22 protein-coding genes are annotated in these 18,520 nt (G+C 27.7%); 7 read left to right on the top strand and 15 right to left on the bottom strand.

The window, feature by feature from the left end; genetic code table 11:
• Nucleotides 1–89: 89 nt before the first annotated feature.
• From CQA44_RS01940 to CQA44_RS01915, 6 genes are all read right to left on the bottom strand, one after another.
• Entirely contained in the window at nucleotides 90–638 is a 549-nt protein-coding gene (locus CQA44_RS01940) for a YceI family protein (protein ID WP_115545595.1), read from the bottom strand.
• A 52-nt stretch (nucleotides 639–690) separates the two neighbouring features.
• Nucleotides 691–1,653, bottom strand: a complete 963-nt coding sequence (locus tag CQA44_RS01935; protein WP_115545594.1) for an NAD(P)H-dependent glycerol-3-phosphate dehydrogenase — start codon at nucleotides 1,651–1,653, stop codon at nucleotides 691–693.
• A 27-nt stretch (nucleotides 1,654–1,680) separates the two neighbouring features.
• Nucleotides 1,681–3,297: an arginine--tRNA ligase gene (gene argS / locus CQA44_RS01930; protein ID WP_115545593.1), complete on the bottom strand. Its 1,617-nt coding sequence runs from the start codon at nucleotides 3,295–3,297 to the stop codon at nucleotides 1,681–1,683.
• On the bottom strand, nucleotides 3,298–3,549 hold the full coding sequence (locus tag CQA44_RS01925) for a twin-arginine translocase TatA/TatE family subunit (RefSeq protein ID WP_115545592.1): 252 nt from the start codon (nucleotides 3,547–3,549) through the stop codon (nucleotides 3,298–3,300).
• A 147-nt stretch (nucleotides 3,550–3,696) separates the two neighbouring features.
• The gene (gmk, locus tag CQA44_RS01920) at nucleotides 3,697–4,302 is read right to left on the bottom strand and encodes a guanylate kinase (protein ID WP_115545591.1); all 606 of its coding nucleotides are present in this window, start codon (nucleotides 4,300–4,302) and stop codon (nucleotides 3,697–3,699) included.
• Complete coding sequence (locus CQA44_RS01915) at nucleotides 4,303–6,120, bottom strand: hypothetical protein (protein WP_115545590.1); 1,818 nt, start codon at nucleotides 6,118–6,120, stop codon at nucleotides 4,303–4,305. It lies immediately after the preceding gene.
• 153 nt (nucleotides 6,121–6,273) lie between these two features.
• On the opposite strand from CQA44_RS01915, the gene CQA44_RS01910 reads away from it, so the two are divergent.
• The gene (locus CQA44_RS01910) at nucleotides 6,274–6,792 is read left to right on the top strand and encodes a phospholipase D-like domain-containing protein (RefSeq protein ID WP_115545589.1); all 519 of its coding nucleotides are present in this window, start codon (nucleotides 6,274–6,276) and stop codon (nucleotides 6,790–6,792) included.
• A 2-nt stretch (nucleotides 6,793–6,794) separates the two neighbouring features.
• Here the strand turns inward: CQA44_RS01910 and fliR are convergent, their stop codons facing one another.
• The 4 genes from fliR to rpsB are packed head-to-tail and all read right to left on the bottom strand — an operon-like array spanning nucleotide 6,795 to nucleotide 10,117.
• A complete protein-coding gene (fliR, locus tag CQA44_RS01905) occupies nucleotides 6,795–7,565 on the bottom strand; it encodes a flagellar biosynthetic protein FliR (RefSeq protein ID WP_115545588.1) in 771 nt (256 codons plus the stop codon).
• 31 nt (nucleotides 7,566–7,596) lie between these two features.
• The gene (locus CQA44_RS01900; RefSeq protein WP_115545587.1) at nucleotides 7,597–8,253 is read right to left on the bottom strand and encodes an ABC transporter ATP-binding protein; all 657 of its coding nucleotides are present in this window, start codon (nucleotides 8,251–8,253) and stop codon (nucleotides 7,597–7,599) included.
• Nucleotides 8,253–9,314 carry a translation elongation factor Ts gene (gene tsf, locus CQA44_RS01895; protein WP_115545586.1) on the bottom strand — a complete coding sequence of 354 codons (1,062 nt, stop codon included), beginning with the start codon at nucleotides 9,312–9,314 and terminating at the stop codon, nucleotides 8,253–8,255. The genes CQA44_RS01900 and tsf overlap by 1 nt, the downstream gene beginning before the upstream one ends.
• Nucleotides 9,311–10,117, bottom strand: coding sequence for a 30S ribosomal protein S2 (gene rpsB, locus CQA44_RS01890; protein WP_115545585.1), 807 nt, complete (start codon nucleotides 10,115–10,117; stop codon nucleotides 9,311–9,313). Before rpsB ends, tsf begins: the two co-directional genes overlap by 4 nt.
• A 238-nt stretch (nucleotides 10,118–10,355) precedes the next feature.
• Here rpsB and CQA44_RS01885 point away from each other — a divergent pair, with 238 nt between their 5' ends.
• Together CQA44_RS01885 and CQA44_RS01880 are read left to right on the top strand one after the other, a co-directional pair.
• Nucleotides 10,356–10,997: an outer membrane beta-barrel protein gene (locus tag CQA44_RS01885; protein WP_181881738.1), complete on the top strand. Its 642-nt coding sequence runs from the start codon at nucleotides 10,356–10,358 to the stop codon at nucleotides 10,995–10,997.
• Nucleotides 10,998–11,030: 33 nt separating this feature from the next.
• A complete protein-coding gene (locus CQA44_RS01880) occupies nucleotides 11,031–11,567 on the top strand; it encodes a hypothetical protein (RefSeq protein WP_115545583.1) in 537 nt (178 codons plus the stop codon).
• 46 nt (nucleotides 11,568–11,613) lie between these two features.
• Here the strand turns inward: CQA44_RS01880 and CQA44_RS01875 are convergent, their stop codons facing one another.
• The 5 genes from CQA44_RS01875 to CQA44_RS01855 form a co-directional block, all read right to left on the bottom strand.
• On the bottom strand, nucleotides 11,614–12,291 hold the full coding sequence (locus CQA44_RS01875) for an outer membrane beta-barrel protein (RefSeq protein WP_115545582.1): 678 nt from the start codon (nucleotides 12,289–12,291) through the stop codon (nucleotides 11,614–11,616).
• A 185-nt stretch (nucleotides 12,292–12,476) separates the two neighbouring features.
• Nucleotides 12,477–14,297, bottom strand: a complete 1,821-nt coding sequence (gene flgK / locus CQA44_RS01870; protein WP_115545581.1) for a flagellar hook-associated protein FlgK — start codon at nucleotides 14,295–14,297, stop codon at nucleotides 12,477–12,479.
• A gap of 9 nt (nucleotides 14,298–14,306) precedes the next feature.
• On the bottom strand, nucleotides 14,307–14,735 hold the full coding sequence (locus CQA44_RS01865) for a hypothetical protein (RefSeq protein ID WP_115545580.1): 429 nt from the start codon (nucleotides 14,733–14,735) through the stop codon (nucleotides 14,307–14,309).
• Between the two features lie 16 nt (nucleotides 14,736–14,751).
• Entirely contained in the window at nucleotides 14,752–15,012 is a 261-nt protein-coding gene (locus tag CQA44_RS01860; RefSeq protein ID WP_115545579.1) for a flagellar biosynthesis anti-sigma factor FlgM, read from the bottom strand.
• A 117-nt stretch (nucleotides 15,013–15,129) separates the two neighbouring features.
• Nucleotides 15,130–15,309 (bottom strand): hypothetical protein, encoded by a 180-nt coding sequence (locus CQA44_RS01855; protein WP_115545578.1) that lies wholly within the window; start codon nucleotides 15,307–15,309, stop codon nucleotides 15,130–15,132.
• Between the two features lie 132 nt (nucleotides 15,310–15,441).
• Here CQA44_RS01855 and CQA44_RS01850 point away from each other — a divergent pair, with 132 nt between their 5' ends.
• The 4 genes from CQA44_RS01850 to ftsY are packed head-to-tail and all read left to right on the top strand — an operon-like array spanning nucleotide 15,442 to nucleotide 18,512.
• Nucleotides 15,442–16,602 carry a peptidoglycan DD-metalloendopeptidase family protein gene (locus tag CQA44_RS01850; protein WP_115545577.1) on the top strand — a complete coding sequence of 387 codons (1,161 nt, stop codon included), beginning with the start codon at nucleotides 15,442–15,444 and terminating at the stop codon, nucleotides 16,600–16,602.
• Entirely contained in the window at nucleotides 16,602–17,162 is a 561-nt protein-coding gene (locus CQA44_RS01845; protein ID WP_115545576.1) for an NUDIX hydrolase, read from the top strand. The genes CQA44_RS01850 and CQA44_RS01845 overlap by 1 nt, the downstream gene beginning before the upstream one ends.
• A 2-nt stretch (nucleotides 17,163–17,164) precedes the next feature.
• Nucleotides 17,165–17,659 carry a thioredoxin-like domain-containing protein gene (locus CQA44_RS01840; RefSeq protein WP_115545575.1) on the top strand — a complete coding sequence of 165 codons (495 nt, stop codon included), beginning with the start codon at nucleotides 17,165–17,167 and terminating at the stop codon, nucleotides 17,657–17,659.
• Nucleotides 17,660–17,669: 10 nt separating this feature from the next.
• Entirely contained in the window at nucleotides 17,670–18,512 is an 843-nt protein-coding gene (gene ftsY, locus CQA44_RS01835; protein ID WP_115545574.1) for a signal recognition particle-docking protein FtsY, read from the top strand.
• The last annotated feature ends 8 nt before the right edge of the window (nucleotides 18,513–18,520 follow it).

The following is an 18,520-nucleotide window of genomic DNA, read 5'->3' as shown; positions in this document are numbered from 1 at the left end:
TTTCTTAAAGATATAAACCTAAAAATATCATTTAAATCTTTAAAAAATATTTTTAATATAAACTTGGAATCTTAAAGATTCCAAAAAAGTTATTTTTCTAATCCTTCAATATCAATAGAGATATTCACCTCATCTCCAAGTGCAATATTTGATGTTGATTTAGCAATATCAAAATCTTTTCTATCTATTTTACCACTTATATTTAAACCTACTACTTCTTTATTGCTCTTATTCTTAGAAGTTCCAAATACCTCAACTGTAAATTGAATTTGTTTTGTAATGCCTTTAATAGTTAAATCAAAAATTCCATTCTCTCCTTCTAGTTTAACTAGCTTTAAAGTAGCTTTTGGAAATTCAGCAGTATTAAAGTAATCTTTTTCTTTAATATGAGAATCCCTACTCTCATTGTTTGTATTAATAGAATTTACATCAACTTCACCATTTAATGCACTCAACTTGCCGTTATCTAAGCTAATAGTTCCACTAAAAGTCCCAAAACTACCTTTTACATTACTAACGCTTAAGTGCTTAACTTTAAACTCTACTTGAGAATGTGCTACATCTACATTATAATCTTTTGCAACCAAGATACTAATAAATAAAGCACCTACTATAAGCAATTTACTTATTATTTTCATATTTTCTCCTTTTACAATACTTATAAAGACCTATATTTTAATATAACTTTTCTTAAAGCTTAAAAAAATCTAGACTTCCTATTGAATCACAATTTTCTCTTAACAATAACTCTCCTACACTTTTTTTAGGACACTTGCCCTCTAATATATCATATATTTGTTTTGCTATTGGAATATAAATATTATGCTTATTTGCTAGTTTTATTACTGCTTTTGTGCTATATACTCCCTCTGCAACTTCACCTAGTTCATCTAAGATACTATTTATTGGCTTATTTTTAGACAAAGCATTTCCAACACGATAATTCCTTGATAAGTTAGAATTTGCAGTTAAAAATAAATCTCCAGCTCCACTTAAACCCAAAAAAGTATCGCTATTTGCTCCAAAAAACTTTCCAAATCTAGCCATCTCAACTAGACCTCTTGATAATAATGATGCTTTTGCATTGTTGCCTAACTGCAATCCATCAGAAATTCCTGCACCAATAGCTATAATATTTTTATAAGCACCTGCTATTTCACCACCTATAACATCATTATCAAAGTAAACCTTAATAAAGTTTGGAAAAATATTGGAAATATGCTTTATTTTATCCTCTTTATTAGTGTGTATATTTAAAGCACCCGGCATTCCCTCTAAAACTTCAGAAGCAAATGAAGGTCCCATAAGATAACCTACATTTTTGTTATCACACAATCTATCAAAAATATCACTTATAAAGGCTCCACTATCTAATTCTATACCCTTTGAAGCAACTAAAATAATACTACTTTTATTAAATTTTGTTTTTGAGAGTAACTCACGAATAGCCTCACTTTTAACAGCAATAATTATGTATTTACATTTTATTGCCTCTTCCATAGGTATTTGTATTACCTTGTGAGAGTGATAACTACGCAAATATTTTAATTCTCTTCTTGATACTATACCTACATCATTTTTTTTACTAAACGCACAGGCTAATGCCCTACCCCAAGCTCCACCGCCTATAACTGCTATATCAACTTTTTCCATATAAATATGCCCTTAAATAAATTAATATCACATTTTTGTTTTTGCAATAACTCCCATAAATTCTAGTCCTTTTGTAATAGACAATGAAACTATTTTTAGAATTGCTATTATTTCACATTCTAACTCATTTCCAATAATCTTAGAAGAGTTATAGCAAAAATGAAATTTTGAAGATAAGCTCTTAAGATATTCTGGTAATTTTTGTAATGCTCTCTCATTAAATGCACTTTCTAAAACTTTAGGTAAAAGCATAGCATATACTAGTAAACCTTTCCACATAGAATCTAGGTTACTAAAATTATAACTTTGCTTATTTATTAAGTTGCTTTTTGAAAGAATAGTGTGGATTCTAGCATTTGCATAATTGATATAATAAATTGGGTTATTTTCATCTTTTAACATATCCACATCAAATTCTAAATGTGTATCAGCTTTTTTTGTAATAAAAATAAATCTCATAACATCACTTCCTATTTCATCAATAACATCTTGCATTAAGATAAAATTTCCTGCTCTTTTGCTCATTTTGTATGGCTTGCCTGCTTTCAATAAACTCACCATTTGAGACAATAAAACTTCTAATTTAGAACTATCATAACCTAAAAAATCTATACTAGCCTTTATTCTAGCTATATATCCGTGATGGTCTGCACCCCAAATGTTAATATAAGTATCAAAATTTCTTTTAAATTTATCATAATGATAAACAATATCGCCTGCTAAATATGTAGGTTCTTTAGAATCCCTAACCACAACTCTATCTTTTTCATCACCTTTTTGAGAAGATTTTAACCAAATCTTGCAGTCTTCCTCATACAAAGCATTATTATTTTGTAATATTTCTAATACATTAGATAAATCCTTACTTATAGCTTTTTCACTAACAAAATTATCAAATTCTATATTTGAATTTTTAAGATTTAACTTAATTAAATCCAGCATTCTCTTAACACCAAAACTAGACAAAATAGCAATATTTTTAGAATCTATAAAAATATCTAAACCAAATTTTTCGATGGCTTCTTTTGCCAAATCAACTATATACTCACCCTTATAATAATTATCTTGATATTCAAGCTTTAAATTATCTCTAGTATTTAGTGCTTCTCTATCTTCAATTTTTTCATTTAATATTTTTCTACCTACAATAAAAATAGATAATCCCAGCATATCTATTTGGCTTCCTGCATCATTTATATAATATTCTGTAATAATTCTATGCCCTAAAGCCCTACCAATCCTAGCTAAAGTATCACCAAATACAGCTCCTCTTGCGTGCCCTACATGAAGAGGTCCTGTTGGATTAGCACTTACAAATTCTAATAAAATGTTTTTTTTGTCTTTATCTTGCTTAATAAACAAATCTTTATTTTCTAAAATCTCTTTTGTTTTCTTTACTAAAAAATCATCACTTAAAGTAATATTTATAAAACCATTTACCTCTTCAATATCACTAAATTCTTTAATATTAGATAGTTTTTCTATTAATTCTCTTGCTATTTCTTTTGGTGGTCTTTTATAAACTTTAGAAAGAATAAAGGCAATAGGAGTAGCAAAATGTCCTCTTTTAGAATCTTTTGGAATTTCTAGTAAGACATTTTGATTTAATGCAGAATCTAATATATCTTTTATACTATGATACATTTATACTTTTTTAATACTTTCATCTTTAGTGTTTTCACTACTTAAATCTGCATTTTTTATATTTTGTTTATTCTCAAGCTCTTGATTTGCTATATTTTGTGAAGCATCATTTTCATCATCTTTAACAGCGTTTTTAAAGTTTTTAATTCCTGCACCAAGTCCTTTTGCTAAATCTGGAATCTTTTTAGCACCAAACAATAAAACTACAATTGCCAAAATAATTAACAATTGTGGAACACTAGACATTGCCATATCAAATCCTTTAGAGTATAAATTTGCTTAAATTATATTATAAAATAAATTAAATATTTATATTTATAAACAATTAAGTCTAAACTTGACCCTAAATATGCTTATTTTATGGTATTTAAAACATTAATAATTTTCTTAAAGAAAATATTAACGCCAATTTTGGTAAATTTTTTTAGATTTAAGTTTATTATTTTTAAATTGCAATGATTTTATTATACTTAAAAAAGCATCTAGTGAGCTATCAAAATCATCATTAATTATTAAATAATCAAAAGATTCTATGCTTTGCATTTCATTATATGCGTGTTTTAACCTACTTTCTATAACTTCTATACTATCTAAATCTCTAGCTTTAAGCCGAGATTCTAAAACATTTTTATTTGGTGTAGTAATAAAAATTGAAGTTGAATGTGGATATTGTTTTTTAACTGCTCTCTGACCTTGTATATCTATATCAAATAAAACAATTTTATTATTTGCTAGTGCCTTTATAACTTGAGATTTGCTAGTTCCATAATAGTTATTATGAACTTCTGCCCATTCTAAAAAATCATTATTTTTAATACCTTCTAAAAAAGCATCTTCTGAAATAAAATTATAATGCACACCATCTATTTCACCATCACGAATCTTTCTTGTTGTTGATGAGATAGAGAAATAAAGATTATTTATATATTTAAAAGCTTCTTTGCAAAGGCTAGACTTACCTGCTCCACTTGGTCCTGAGATGATTATTATATCTTGATTTTGCATTTATTTTTTAGTTGGAAATGTTATATTAATTGTTATTTGCACACCACTTAAAAGCTCTCTTAACTTATCAATTGGAAAAGTTTTTATAATCTCTGTTAAGTCATTTATATTACTTTGTATTTGATTTTGTGTATTTTGAACACTATCTGAATTAACAGATTGATTAGATGATAAATTGGTATTCGTATTACTAGAATCCACAGTCTCTATAGCATCTAAATTAGAATTAGGGAAATTATCATTCAATTCAAAACTTTTTGCATTACTTTCACCCAAAACTTCACTTAAAGCTTCTTGTGTAAGAGAACCAAACTCATTATTTTGTATTGAAAAATTATTTGATTGGGTATCTTCTAATATATTTGTTAATTCATTTATATCTTGTTTATTTAATACTTTTGGCTCTATATTATGTGATGGTGTTGTAAATGTATTCTCAGCATTTAGATTATCTAAAGACTTTTCTTGTAGCATTAACAAAGTCTCATCATCTAATTTTTCTAGCTCTTCTTCGCTTAAATCATTAATATCGACAATATCTCCACTATCATTTATTGGAAGACCTAGCATATTGTATTTTTGATTATTAGAAATATTAGATGGATTTATATCTGTATGAAAATCCATATTGTCTTGCTCATTAATGTTGCTAATATTATCTATAATATCTGCTGAATGCTGTATATTATTATCACCTATAACCTCATCACTCATATTATTAAATTCATCACCTATATCAAAGCTTATGTTGTCATTATTATCATTATAATCAAAATTATTAGATTCTATATTTTGTTCATTTACTTCTTGTGGCTGTAATGTAATATCTTCTTCATATAAATCTTGTGTAGAATCTCCCATGGGAAAATTAACATCTTCCATATTTTGAATTTCACTTTCTATACTTCCTTGATTTGCTTGTGGTATTCCAGGTTCTTTAGAAAGCTCTTTTGGAGGTTCTTTCTTTTTATAGCCATCTCCTCCAATTAAAGGCTTTTTTTTGCCCTTTTCTTCTTCTTGTAAAAATTCATTTTGCAATTCAAAAATAGAGCTAAAATCTATATCATCACTAGATTGAATATTATCATTAAAATCTGAAAAAGATTCTGCATTATCTACTATTTCAGTTTCTGCTTGAGACTCTAAGAAAGCTTGATTTTTAGAAATAGGGGTATTTGAAACTTCATCAATTGGAATCTCTTCAATAGGTTTAGTTTGCTCTAAATTATTATCTACTAAATCCTGTGTATCTACTTGACCTTGTATTTTAGATGATATCAAATCATCTTCAAAAACAATATTTTGTGAATTTTCAAAAGAATCTAAATTTATATTATTAATATCTTTTACTCCACTTAAAAATTCGTCATTATTATCGTTAAACTCAGATAAATCTATATCATTATTATTTATATCATCTAAACTAATGCTGTTAGCTAAATTATCATCAACAGGGCTAGGCTCTATATCCTCATAAGTGTTTGTTGAGAGATTTATATCACTATGTTTTTCTTTATTTAATACTTCATAAATATCTGTTGGCAAAAAAGGTTTTCTTATATAGCTATCAAATCCGCTGACCAATTGACTATCTTTAGATACTATAAGGCAAAATTTGGTAGTTATCATTTTATTTCTAAAACTTTCTACACTTCCTGTATTTAAAACTCCATCATCAACAAATATACAACTATAATCTTCATTAAGTGGAATCTGAGATATGCTATTTACTACATCAAGCTTTATAGCCGCCTTTTTTGCAGTAATATCAAAAATCTTTCTTACTGCTGGGTTTGTATTAACAAGCAAAAATACCATCATCTCTCCATTTTAAAATTAAAGATTTTCAATTCTAGCAAAATTAGAATTATCCTCACATTAAATTTTTAAGCAAAATTAATCTTTTTATATATGGATAGCAGTTAGTATTTAAGTATAATGTCAAAGAATTAATGTCAAAAAAGGAGCTAAATGAAAAAGATAATAGCCTTAGTAATTTTTACTCAAATTTTACTTGCAGATTCTATATATTTTATGCCTTATGATGCTAAAAATGCCATAAATTCACTAATTAAAGAAATAAAAGGGGCAAAAAATAATGTAAAAATTTCAATATATAGCTTTACAAACAGAGAAATTAGCAAAGCTATTAGGGATAGTGCAAAAAATGGTGTAAAATATCAAATAATATTTGACTATAAAAGTAATATAAATGAAAGCACCTCACAAATTGGCTATTTAGCAAAACTAAAAAATATACAAACTTGCACATTACAAGGAAAACGCTCTTATAATGATAAATACAATGGCATAATGCACAATAAACTTGCAATTATTGATGATGAAACAATAATTTTTGGCTCGGCAAATTGGTCTAAAGCAGCATTTGAATTAAACTATGAATTAATGGTAATTAGTAGAAATAAAGACTACATAAACCAAGCAAATAATTATTTTGAAAAAATGCTTAAAGGTTGTAAACCTTTTTAAATCTATCCTCCTACCATTTTAGCAATGATTTTAAATGCTTGAAAAATCTCTGATTTAAAATGAAACATCATAGCAGGCAATGCTATGATAAATACTATAAATGCAACTATCACTTTAAGAGGTAAGCCTATAATAAGAAGGTTAAATTGTGGGTGCGTTCTAGTAATCATACCAAAAATAATTTCTGAAAGAATAATAATGCCAACTATTGGAAATGCAATAGTAAAGCCTATTATAAATATGCTACCTGCAGCTTTAATCGCGTATAAAGCTAAGTTTTGACTAAAAATAAAACCCCCTAAAGGAATATTATATAAACTATTTGCAATGAATGAAAAAATAAGGTGATGAAAATCAAGGCTTAAAAAAACTAGCATTGCAACCAAGCTTAAAACTTGAGCTATGATTAGATTCTGCGAACCACTAACAGGGTCATATGTGCTAGATACGCTCATACCTATGCTAAAGCCTAAAAGCTCACCCGCATAAATAATAGCACTAAAGACAATCTGCAATAAAAATGCTGCTAAAAAGCCAAATAATATCTCGCTAGTTCCTGCAATCATCAGCTCTACTAGACTTATATTTGTATTAAAAGGTGGTAAGATTTTAAAGAATAATAATGCAAGGAAAAATATCATAGCTCCTTTAACAGACATAGGAATAAGTTTGGAATCAAAAAATGGAAAGAATGCTATAATCCCACTAAATCGTAGAAGTAGGAGTAAAAAATTTGCTACATTACCATCATTAAGATAGCTTAATAATTCCATTAACTAAACCTTAAATTTATAACTTGGAAATTTATATTACTCTCTCTAATTTAGAATCTTTTAGATAAAAACATCTATTACACATTTTTGCTAGCTCTATATTATGTGTTGCAATAAACATACAAGAATTATTTTTAGCAATATAATCAAACACTACTTGCATTACCTTTAAAGTAGTATCTTTATCGAGATTACCTGTTGGCTCATCTGCAAAAATTATCTTTGGTTTCTTTGTAAGCACCCTTGCAATAGATAATCTCTGCTGTTGTCCCCCACTAAGTTCGCCAATTTGCTGGTTTAGTATATGTGCAATTTCAAAAGATTCTAATAATTCTATATCAATAGACTGTTTTGAGATAATAGATGATACTTGTAAATTTTCTAAAGCACTAAATCCACGAAATAAATAATGGAATTGAAAGATAATACCAATTTCACTTTGTCTGATTTTTAGGAGCTCATTACTACTAAGAGAGTATATGTCATCTTTATTATTTAGGCTAACTTTACCTTTTTTTGGTGCTAGAAGTGTAGAGAGATTGTTTATTAGTGTGGATTTTCCACTACCACTAACTCCAAGTATAGCAACACTCTCTCCACTTTCAACCTCTAAATTGATTCCATCATAGAGTGTATGTTCAAAACTATGAGATAGATTCTGTGCTTTTATTAAATATGTAGAATCCATTATTTCATTTGATTAGCAACTTCTTTTGCAAAATCTTCTTCTATCTTTTCTATGCCTTCTCCAAGCTCAAATCTAATATATTTAGATATAGTTATTTCATCATCTAATTCTTTTCCTTTTGATTCTAAAACTTGGGCAATAGTCTTTTTATCATCTAACACAAAAAATTGTCCCAAAAAGCTTAACCTTTGGTCTAGCAATGTATTATCAGCAATAAATCTATCCATTAGTCCGGGCAAAATCCTATCCCAAATATTTTCTGGTTTTTTTTGCTCTTTTAACATTTCTTTAAATTTTTTTTCTTGCTTTTCTAAAACACTAGCAGTAATCTCTTTTTTACTTATAAATTCAGGAATAGTTTTTGTGGTTTTACCAAGTCTCTTTAACTCTTCATTTTCTTTTTCTATTTCTGCAATTAATGCGGATTTTTCTTTACTTATAAAATCATTGCTAAATTCATCATAGCTGATTATTTGAGGCTTCATAGCTGCTGCGTGCATACAAAGGCTATTGCCTAATTCTAATAGTTTTTCTTTAGAAGATTCTTTTTTATAGCTTATCTCTACAATAGTTCCTATTCTATTATTTGAGTGTAAATACCCACTAACTAAACTATTATTAGTAGAATCTAATAATGCTATTCTTCTTACTACAATATTTTCACCAATTTTTGCAATTTTACCTTTAAGATAATCATCAAATGAAGTGTTATCAACGATAACTTTACTTAATTCATCAATACTTTTAATATTATTTTTAGATACTAGCTCAATAGCAGTGCTACACAACTCTTTAAAACTATCATTTTTAGCAACAAAATCGGTTTCACTATTTATCTCAATCATAATTGCCCTACCACTATCAACCCTAAGAGCAATAGCACCTTCAGCAGCAACCCTATCTGCCTTTTTTGCAGCCTTACTTAAGCCCTTTTCTCTTAAGTATTCTACGGCTTTTTGTATATCTCCATTAACCTCAACTAATGCTTTTTTGCAATCCATCATACCCGCATCTGTCATCTCTCTAAGCTGTTTTACTAAAGAAGCTGAAATTTCCATTATTCCACCTCTTCTTTCTTCTCATCTGTAATGTTTTCAAAACTCTCTTCAATGTCTTTGTCTTTGTTTTGAATCTTTTGTTCTTCATCTTGTGAAAATCTCTCTTCTACCTCTTCTAACTCATCTTTATTACTTTCTCTTCCCTCAATTATTGCTTCTGTAATTTCCTTGCAAAAAAGCTGAATGGAACGTATTGCATCATCATTTCCCGGAATTGGGTAATCAACCTTATCGGGGTCGCAGTTTGTATCAAGCGGAGCTATAACCTTAATCCCAAGTCCTCTAGCTTCTTCAACTGCAATATGTTCTTTTACAACATCTATTATAAACATCATATCAGGGAGTTTTTTCATATTTCTAACTCCACCTAAATATCTCTCTAATTTTTCTTTCTTACGAAGTAAAGTTAATTTTTCTTTCTTAGTTAGAAGCTCAATTTGTCCGTTAGATTCCATTTCCTCAATTAATTCTAATCTTCTAATTGATTTTCTTATTGTGCCAAAGTTTGTAAGCATACCGCCAAGCCATCTATAATCAACATATGGAACATTTATGCTTTGTGCAAATTGCTTAATAGTTTCTCCTGCTTGCTTTTTTGTGCCAACAAACATAATTGTTTTACCCTCACTTGAAGCTTCTTTAACAATACTATAAACATATCTAAAATATCTAATTGTCTTTTGTAAATCGATTATATGGATATTTTTCCTAGAACAAAATATAAATTTCTTCATCTTTGGATTCCACTTTCTAGTCTGATGACCGAAATGAACTCCACACTCAAGTAAATCTTTCATTGTAACCATAATTTCTCCTTAAATATTTAGTTTAAACTAACACATTCATTTTAAAAAGCAAAATTAGCACTTACTAAAATCACTCCCACTAAATTAAGAATTAATGTGTTTGAATTTTTAGAATTTAGAGTTGAAATTATATAAATTTATTTTGTAAATAATCTTAAAAATATCTAAATTTAAGCTTACTTTAATGGGGGGGGGTAGAATTCAATTTTTAAAAATAAAACTAACAAGGAGAATAAAATTGAAGAAAATAATAGGATTGGTATTTATTATTTTTAGTTTAAATGTAAATGCAATGGAAAATAAAGGGTTTTTTATTGGATTTGATTTAGGTAATGGTGAGGTAGCTAGTGATGTAAGAAGCACATTTTCAGGTAATATAAAAACTACATTTAATGTAAATTCCTATGGTATAAAATTAATTGGACATAAATATTTCTTTAGTGATTATATTGGAATAAGAGAATATTTAAGTTTAGATTATCAAGAAATGGCAGTTTCAGTTAAAGGTTTAAATAACACTAGGTTGGGATTATTAAACTATGGAATAAATGCTGATATTTTAGTAAATTTTTACAATACTAATTTTTTAAATGTAGGCTTATTTGCTGGACTTGGAATTGGAGGAACAAGTATTTTTGTAAATTCGGTTGCTGGTAATGACACTGATTTAAGATTTAATGCTAATGCTAAGGTTGGCTTAAGGCTTAATATAGAGCAAAATCACGGAATAGAGTTTGGAGCAACAATTCCAATAGTAAATGGAAAAGTAAATGAAGAAACAACAAGTGCTACAATAGGTGGAGTAACATATACAGACAAACAAGAGCTTAGGGTTAAACCAACTTATATTTTAAACCTAAGCTATATTTTCACTTTTTAATAAAAAAGACATAAAGCTTTAAAAGGAAATATAATGAAAAAGAAATTTGACCTTAGGGATTTAAAAAATAACATTAATGAAAAAATAAAAGAGGAGGCTAAAAATAACATTAATAGCGTGAAAGAAAAATCTATTAATCTTAAATTTGGTGAGAAAATTTTTATAATTAAACTAACAGAATCTTCTAAAAAAGAGGATTTTAAAAAATTTTTATCAAATGTAGTCTCTAAAACAACAAATAGAAAATTAACTCCAAAAACCCAAGCAAGTTATCTAAAGCTATTAGCAGAGTTTATTAAAGATGAGCTAGAGCCATCAAATATCGCAAAAAGCTTTGACATTTATAAAATAGATTCTTCTTTAGAGACTCTAAAAGCTCTAAAAGCTCTTTATTTAGAAATAAATAATATTTCTAGCCCACTTTATAAAATCAATAAAAATGATTATAGACATTTTAAGGGAGGTTATGAAAATAAATATCGCGATGAAGACATAAGAAATTATCTAGGTGGCGACCCTAGTGCTTCTCTAAAATATTATATTGATTTTTTAAGCAACATAATAAAATAATAAATAGAATCTCAATAGAAAACTATTGAGATTCTAAATAAAAGCATTAAAAAGTATATAAATAACTTAAGCCTAGTGAATATACTTGCTTAACTTTCTGTGTTGTCTCTACTCCTAATCCTAGCATATCAGCCTTTCTTTTGCTTTCAATCATAGGTATTTTTGCTACAAATTCTACCCCGTGATTTTGCTCTATATTAAGCCTTAAGCCAACTTTAAAGTTAGTATCAAAAGCTATCATATCATCTTTATTAGCGTCAATTTGGACTTCAGACTTTACTCCACCAATTCCAAGCCCAGCAAATAAGCCTACATTTAAAAAATTAGTATTGTAGAAATTCACTAAAACATCAGCATTTATTCCAAAATTTAATAAATCTGTATATACATTTGAGCTTTGAGAATTACTTCCTACACTCCCTTTTAGCTTATATAATGCTCCTTGATAATCTAAATTAAAATATCCTCTTATTCCAACATAATCATTAAAAAAATACTTATATCCAACTTTTCCACCATAGAGATTAGATGATATTTTCATATCTATACCATAATAATAGGTATTACCTACACTTGCAAAATCTTGCTTAAACATCGTCTCTCCATTTCCAATTTCAAATCCTATAAAAATACCATTTTTCTCTCTTGTATTATTATTAATTTCATTATAATCATCTGCACTTAACCCAAAACAAATAAGCATTAAAATTACTAATCTTTTCAATTCAATTTCTCCTATTTTATTTTTAAAAATTGAATTCTACCCCCCCCCCATTAAAGTAAGCTTAAATTTAGATATTTTTAAGATTATTTACAAAATTAAATTAATTTAAACTAAAAGATATAGAAAAATAGTAACAATCTAATTATTATATGGGTTTAAATTATTTGTTTATTAAAAGAAGTGTTTTATTGTTTTATTGTAAGTAATGTATCTATCATTCTATCAATTGTAGTTATTACCTTAGCATTTGCAGCATATCCACTTTGGAACTTAATTAAATTTACCATTTCTTCATCAATACTTACTTGATTAATTGCTAAAAACTCTTTTTTAACTGCTGCTAAAACAGATTGCTTTGTATCTCCAAGCACTTGAATCTCATTTGTATCACTTGCAACTTTATTGGTAACAAACTGAAAATACTCTGGGATACTCATTTTTTGCTTTTTACCTCTAATTGGGTAAAACTCACTTTCTTTATACTGCAAAGAAAGCATCATTGTTGCAATATCAAAATTTCCATTTACAGGAGCTTTCCATTGACGAATCAAAGTTGGGTCTTTAACATACATAGGATTTAGTGATATATCATTAGCATTATTACCATCTAAAAAACGATTAACACCAATAGCACCAGCAAAATTACTACCATTATCCTCTATACTTACACTAAGTCCAAGTGAAGGATTCTTTGCAAGAATCTGAAATTGCTTAGCGTCATTATCATAATAAGCTATAAAATAATCATCAAAATCATTTAGTGGGTTGTTATCATTATTATCATCTGTGCTTTTATTTAGATAATCAACTATATCTTCCATTGTAGTAATACCATCAATTTTAACACTTTTTCTTAGCATTTCATTGCCTTTAGCATCATAAATGATAACATCAAAACTACCATTTTTAATATTATATTTTGAGCTTGATAAAACCTCATCATTGCTAATTTCAAGCACTTCACCTCTAAGCTCATTTGTAGCACTTTGTGCATACACAGAATTTGTAGCCTCAATAAATCCTTGAGTAAATGTATCAAGATTATTAATATATTCTTGTAATTTCCCAATTTTGCCACCATTTTTACCATAAGCTACTAAATCAATCAATGCTCCACTTTTACCACCAGAAATTTTATCTGTAATATCAACTCTCTTAAAATCATAGCCTTGAAAATAGACTGTATAAAGCCCATTTTCATTATCGCTATTGTCAATTATTATAGGGTGGTGAATCTCACCATCTACGATATTAAATCCACCTGCTATATTTAATGTATAGCCATAATCAAAGTCTGCACTCTCTGTATTAAGCTTTGAATTGCTTTTTAATTTATCTTTAAAGATATTAGTATTAATAAGCTTTGACATGTTAAATTCTAATTCATCACGTCTATCTCTAAGCTCATTTGCTTGTTTTAATTCTCTGCTATCTTCCATTTCGCCAAGCTTCTTATTTATCTCTGCAATCTGTTTTCCTAATGAATTAATCTCTTGAATAGTAACTTTTAATTCTTCACTACTTTTAAGTTGCAAATCAAAAAGCCTATTTCTAGTATCCTTAATATTTGTAATAAGTGTTTGAGTTTTTTGTGCTAAAACTTGTTTTTGTGCAGAATCTGCTGGATTCTTCTCTATGTCTTTCCAAGCATTAAAATACTGCTCTATATCATTATAAATTCCAACACCATCTACTTCTGGGAAAAATGCAGAGGCTTCACGCAAACTAGTAAATTCTGTATCATAAAACTGTGCATCACTAGCAGCTTTTCTATACCTTGAGAATGTAAATTCATCATGAACTCTTTGTATAGTCTCTATATCTACACCACGACCAAGGTTATAGTTTTGAAAATAAAGTGGCTTTTCTGGTGAGACTAAAACCCTTTGCCTTGAATAAAATTCATCGCTAGCATTTGCAATATTATTACCCGTAACATCAACCATTAATTGATGAGCATTAAGCCCTGTGGTAGAGGTATTTAGTGAAGAGAGGATACCACCCATAATAACTCTTTAAGCCTCTATACTCATTAAGTCAGCTTTGGAATGCACCTTATCTAAATATCCAACTTTTTGGCTAGGAATTATAGATTCTATAAGTGAATTATAAAATTCATATACTGCTAATACGCTTTTTGCATAATTTTTATTTAATTCTTTTAGTGTTTTTAGATTCACCCTCATATCATCTATTAACTTCATTGCATTATCATCTAAAAGTTCTTCAATCTTTTTATTTGGAAATCTATTAACAAGCTTTCTCATTTCACTATCAGCTAAACTTTTATTTTTCTTAAAAGAATCTATAAGGTTATTTTTAGTCTCTAGTCTATTAAAAATTTGTTCGTGTCTTGCTTCTTTTATGTCATCTATATCAAGCAAGTTAAGCTCAATTAATGATTTTAGATTGCAAACTGCATTATTTAAAGATTGATGTAACATATTTGTCCTTATAGAATTATTTATATACCTTTAAATCTACAAGCAAATCTTGTGCCATTTTATCAGCACTTTTGTTTATATCAATTTTATAAGTGCCATTATCAATTTCTTTTTTAATATTTTGAACTTTTTGTTCATTTTGTGCTTCTACATAATCTATTTCTGGCATCTTTTGTGATTGCTGTGTAACTTCCTCTACTTTATTATCAACACTATCTATTTTTTGACTTTGTTGTGAATTCATTGATGTTGGAAATGGGCTATTTCTAACTATCATAATTTAGTTTCTCCTTTAAAGCTTTAAGAATATCAATTGTATAATTAAAATTTTTAATTAATTGTAATAACTTAATAATCGACAATAAGATATTTTTATTTAAGCAATCTTTTAAAATTATTTAAAGGATTCTGAAACATCTCTTAAAAAACTACTAATATCATTATATTTAACATCTTTTGTAGAATGCGAGAAAATTCCTATATTTGGACTATAATTACTATAAACATAAATAACAAAAGACATTCCATATAAAAAAATTATAAATGCAAAAGAAGGAAAAAGCCAATCTTTCATTACTAAAGCTCCAAACAAAATATATTAAAAATTATATTAAAATTATTTTTAGGGTATAATTAAAGTTTTTGAAATAATTTTATATCTTTAAACAAGGATAAAATTAATAGCTTATAAACATAAGGGATTTTTATGAAGCCATTCTTTAGAAGTATAGTTTTGCTATTAATGCTAAATACATTAGCATTTTGTGCCACTAGCAGTAATCAGATTTGGGATAAAGGATATACATTTTTAAAATTCTTAGAAGCATATAATATTCCGCTTAGCGTATATTGGAATATGTATGCTGAAGATAAAGAGCTAACTGCAGAAATATATGCTGGAGTTAGATATTATACATTAGTGGATGATAATGTTTTAATACAGGCTCTAATTCCACTAAATGATGAAACACAAATACATATTTTTAAAGATGGAGATTCTTATAAAGTTGATTTTATACCCATAAAATATTTTAAATCAAATGCCTCTATTGCTATATCTGTTCAAAAATCTCCCTACCAAGACTTAATAGAGCTTACTGATGATATTAATTTAGCAAATGAATTTGTAAATATTTACAAAAATGCTATTGACTTCAATACTAAAGTTTTAAAAGAAGATAAACTTGCTCTAATTTATGATTACAAATACAGACTAGGGCGTCCATTTGGAAATCCAGAAATAAAAGCGTCTTTGATTGAGACAAATAGAAGTCCAAACTTCTTATTTGCTTACAATGATGGAAAATACTATAATGAAAGAGGTGATGAAGTGATGGGATTAAGCCTCAAAACCCCTATAAAAATAAAAAGTGTTAGAATCTCATCTAAGTTTTCATTAAATAGAATGCATCCTATACTAAAGGTAAAAAGACCACATTATGGCGTAGATTATGCTGCACCAAAAGGAACTCCCGTTAATGCAGCATCAAATGGAATAGTTGTTTTTGCTGGAATAAAAAATGGATATGGTAATGTAGTTGAAATTCAGCACAGTAATGGATTAAAAACACTATATGCACATTTAAGTAGCTATAAAGTCAAAAAAGGACAAAAAGTAAAAACCGGGCAGACCATAGCACAAGTAGGAAACACAGGTATGAGCACTGGAGCACACTTGCATTTTGGGCTATATAAAAATAATAAACCAATCAATCCACTATCAAATATTAAATCTACAACAAGTGTATTAGCAAAAGCACAAAAAGAAGAGTTTCTAAAAATAGCAAAAGGATATGAAGAAAAACTAAAAATTGCTATTATGGATAATTTTAGTGGATATACTCCAAACTATTTTGCATCTAATTAATGATTGATTTATCAAGTATTAAACTATCTAGTTGTAAAAATTCTAAATATATACAGATATATCAAATGTCTTATATAGAGAATAATAAAGAAAAAATTTGGGATATAGTCCATCTACACGATGCGGTGTTGGTTTTAATTTATAATATTGATAATAACTCTCTTATATTTGTAAAACAATTTCGTCCAGCAGTTTTCTTGAGAAATAATGATGGATATATGTATGAGCTATGTGCTGGAATAGTTGATAAAGAAGGTAAGAGCAAAGAACAAATCGCAATAGAAGAAGTATATGAAGAATGTGGGTATAAAGTAGAAAATTTAGAAAAAATTGCAGAATTTTATTCATCAGTAGGAACAAGTGGAAATAAACAAAGTATATTTTTTACTGAAGTAAAAAATAATGATAAAGTTTCACTTGGAGGTGGAATAGATGATGAATTTATTGAAATTGTAGAAATTAAGTTAGAAAATATAAAAAGCATTTTAGCAAAACCAAATATAACATCATCGCTTGGTTATGCTATTATGTGGTTTATGATAAATAAGCAAAGAGTATAGTTATGAAAAGAATTTTATTAATATTTATTTTATTGTTTATTGCGTGTAATGATAATCAAACCCAAATAAAAAAAGATACATATTCATTAATAAGCATAGAATCTAAAAAAATAACATTTAATAAAAGAGAAGAAGTTTTATCTACAAATTATAATAAACCATATCTTTTAGTATTCCTAAGCACTTGGTGTGATTACTGCTTAGGGCAAGCCCAACATATAGCAAACATCAATGAAGAGTTTGGAGATAAAGTTAATATATATGGAATATTTATTGATAAAGATGAGGAATTAACAAAACTAAAAGATTTTATAGAAAAGTCAAATACAAAGTTTGAGTGGTATTATAAAGGTGATATAGCAAAGCTAGTAGATTCTTATAAAATTACTACATTCCCATTTATGCTTTTATATGATAAATTTGGGAATTTAGTAATGAGCTATGATGGATTGACACCTGAAGAAATGATAAGTTTTGATATAAAAAAAGTTATATAGAGGCACTAAAATGTTTTCTTTTTTTAAAACCATAAAATCATCTCAAAATGTTATAACAAAAGATATTTTAGAAGAAAAACTACTTGAATGTGATATAGAATATAGCATTATAGAAAAGATTTTAGAGGCAGTTGGCTCTAAGGTTAGTAAAAGTGAATTAGAAGCAAATCTCATTAGATTTTTAAAAAAAGAGAGTTACTATGATAAATTAGAGCTAAGAGAAATTAATAATAAACCTCTAGTTTTTTTAATAGTTGGAGTTAATGGGGCAGGGAAAACTACCACAATAGCTAAGATAGGAAAAATATATAAACAAAATAGTAAAAAAGTAATCTTTGGTGCTGGAGATACATTTAGAGCTGCTGCCGTAGAACAAATATGTGCTTGGGGAAAGAAACTTGAAATTCCTACTATTAGCTCAAAATTTGGAGCAGACCCTGCTTCAGTAGCGTTTGATACAATAAATGCGGCAAAAAGTAGAAACTTGGATATAGCTATAATTGATACAGCAGGTAGGCTTGATAATAAAATAAATCTAAAAAATGAGTTAATAAAAATTTCTAATACTTGCAAAAAGGCACTAAATGGAACTGATTTTTATAAGATTCTAGTGCTTGATGGAACACAAGGAGCACAAGCTATAAATCAAGCAAGAATATTTAATGAAGCAATAGATATTGATGGTATAGTAATAACAAAACTTGATGGTACAAGCAAAGGTGGAAGCTTAATTAGCATAATATATGAATTGAGATTACCTATATTGTATATTGGCATTGGAGAAGGTGAAGATGACTTTATACCATTTGATATTGATTGGTATTTAAAAAATCTCATTGATTATATATTCTAATAATTTTA

This window comes from Helicobacter sp. MIT 14-3879 (assembly GCF_003364125.1).
The sequence above is the reverse complement of the archived record's forward strand: the minus strand, read 5'-3'. Positions and strand labels throughout refer to the sequence as shown.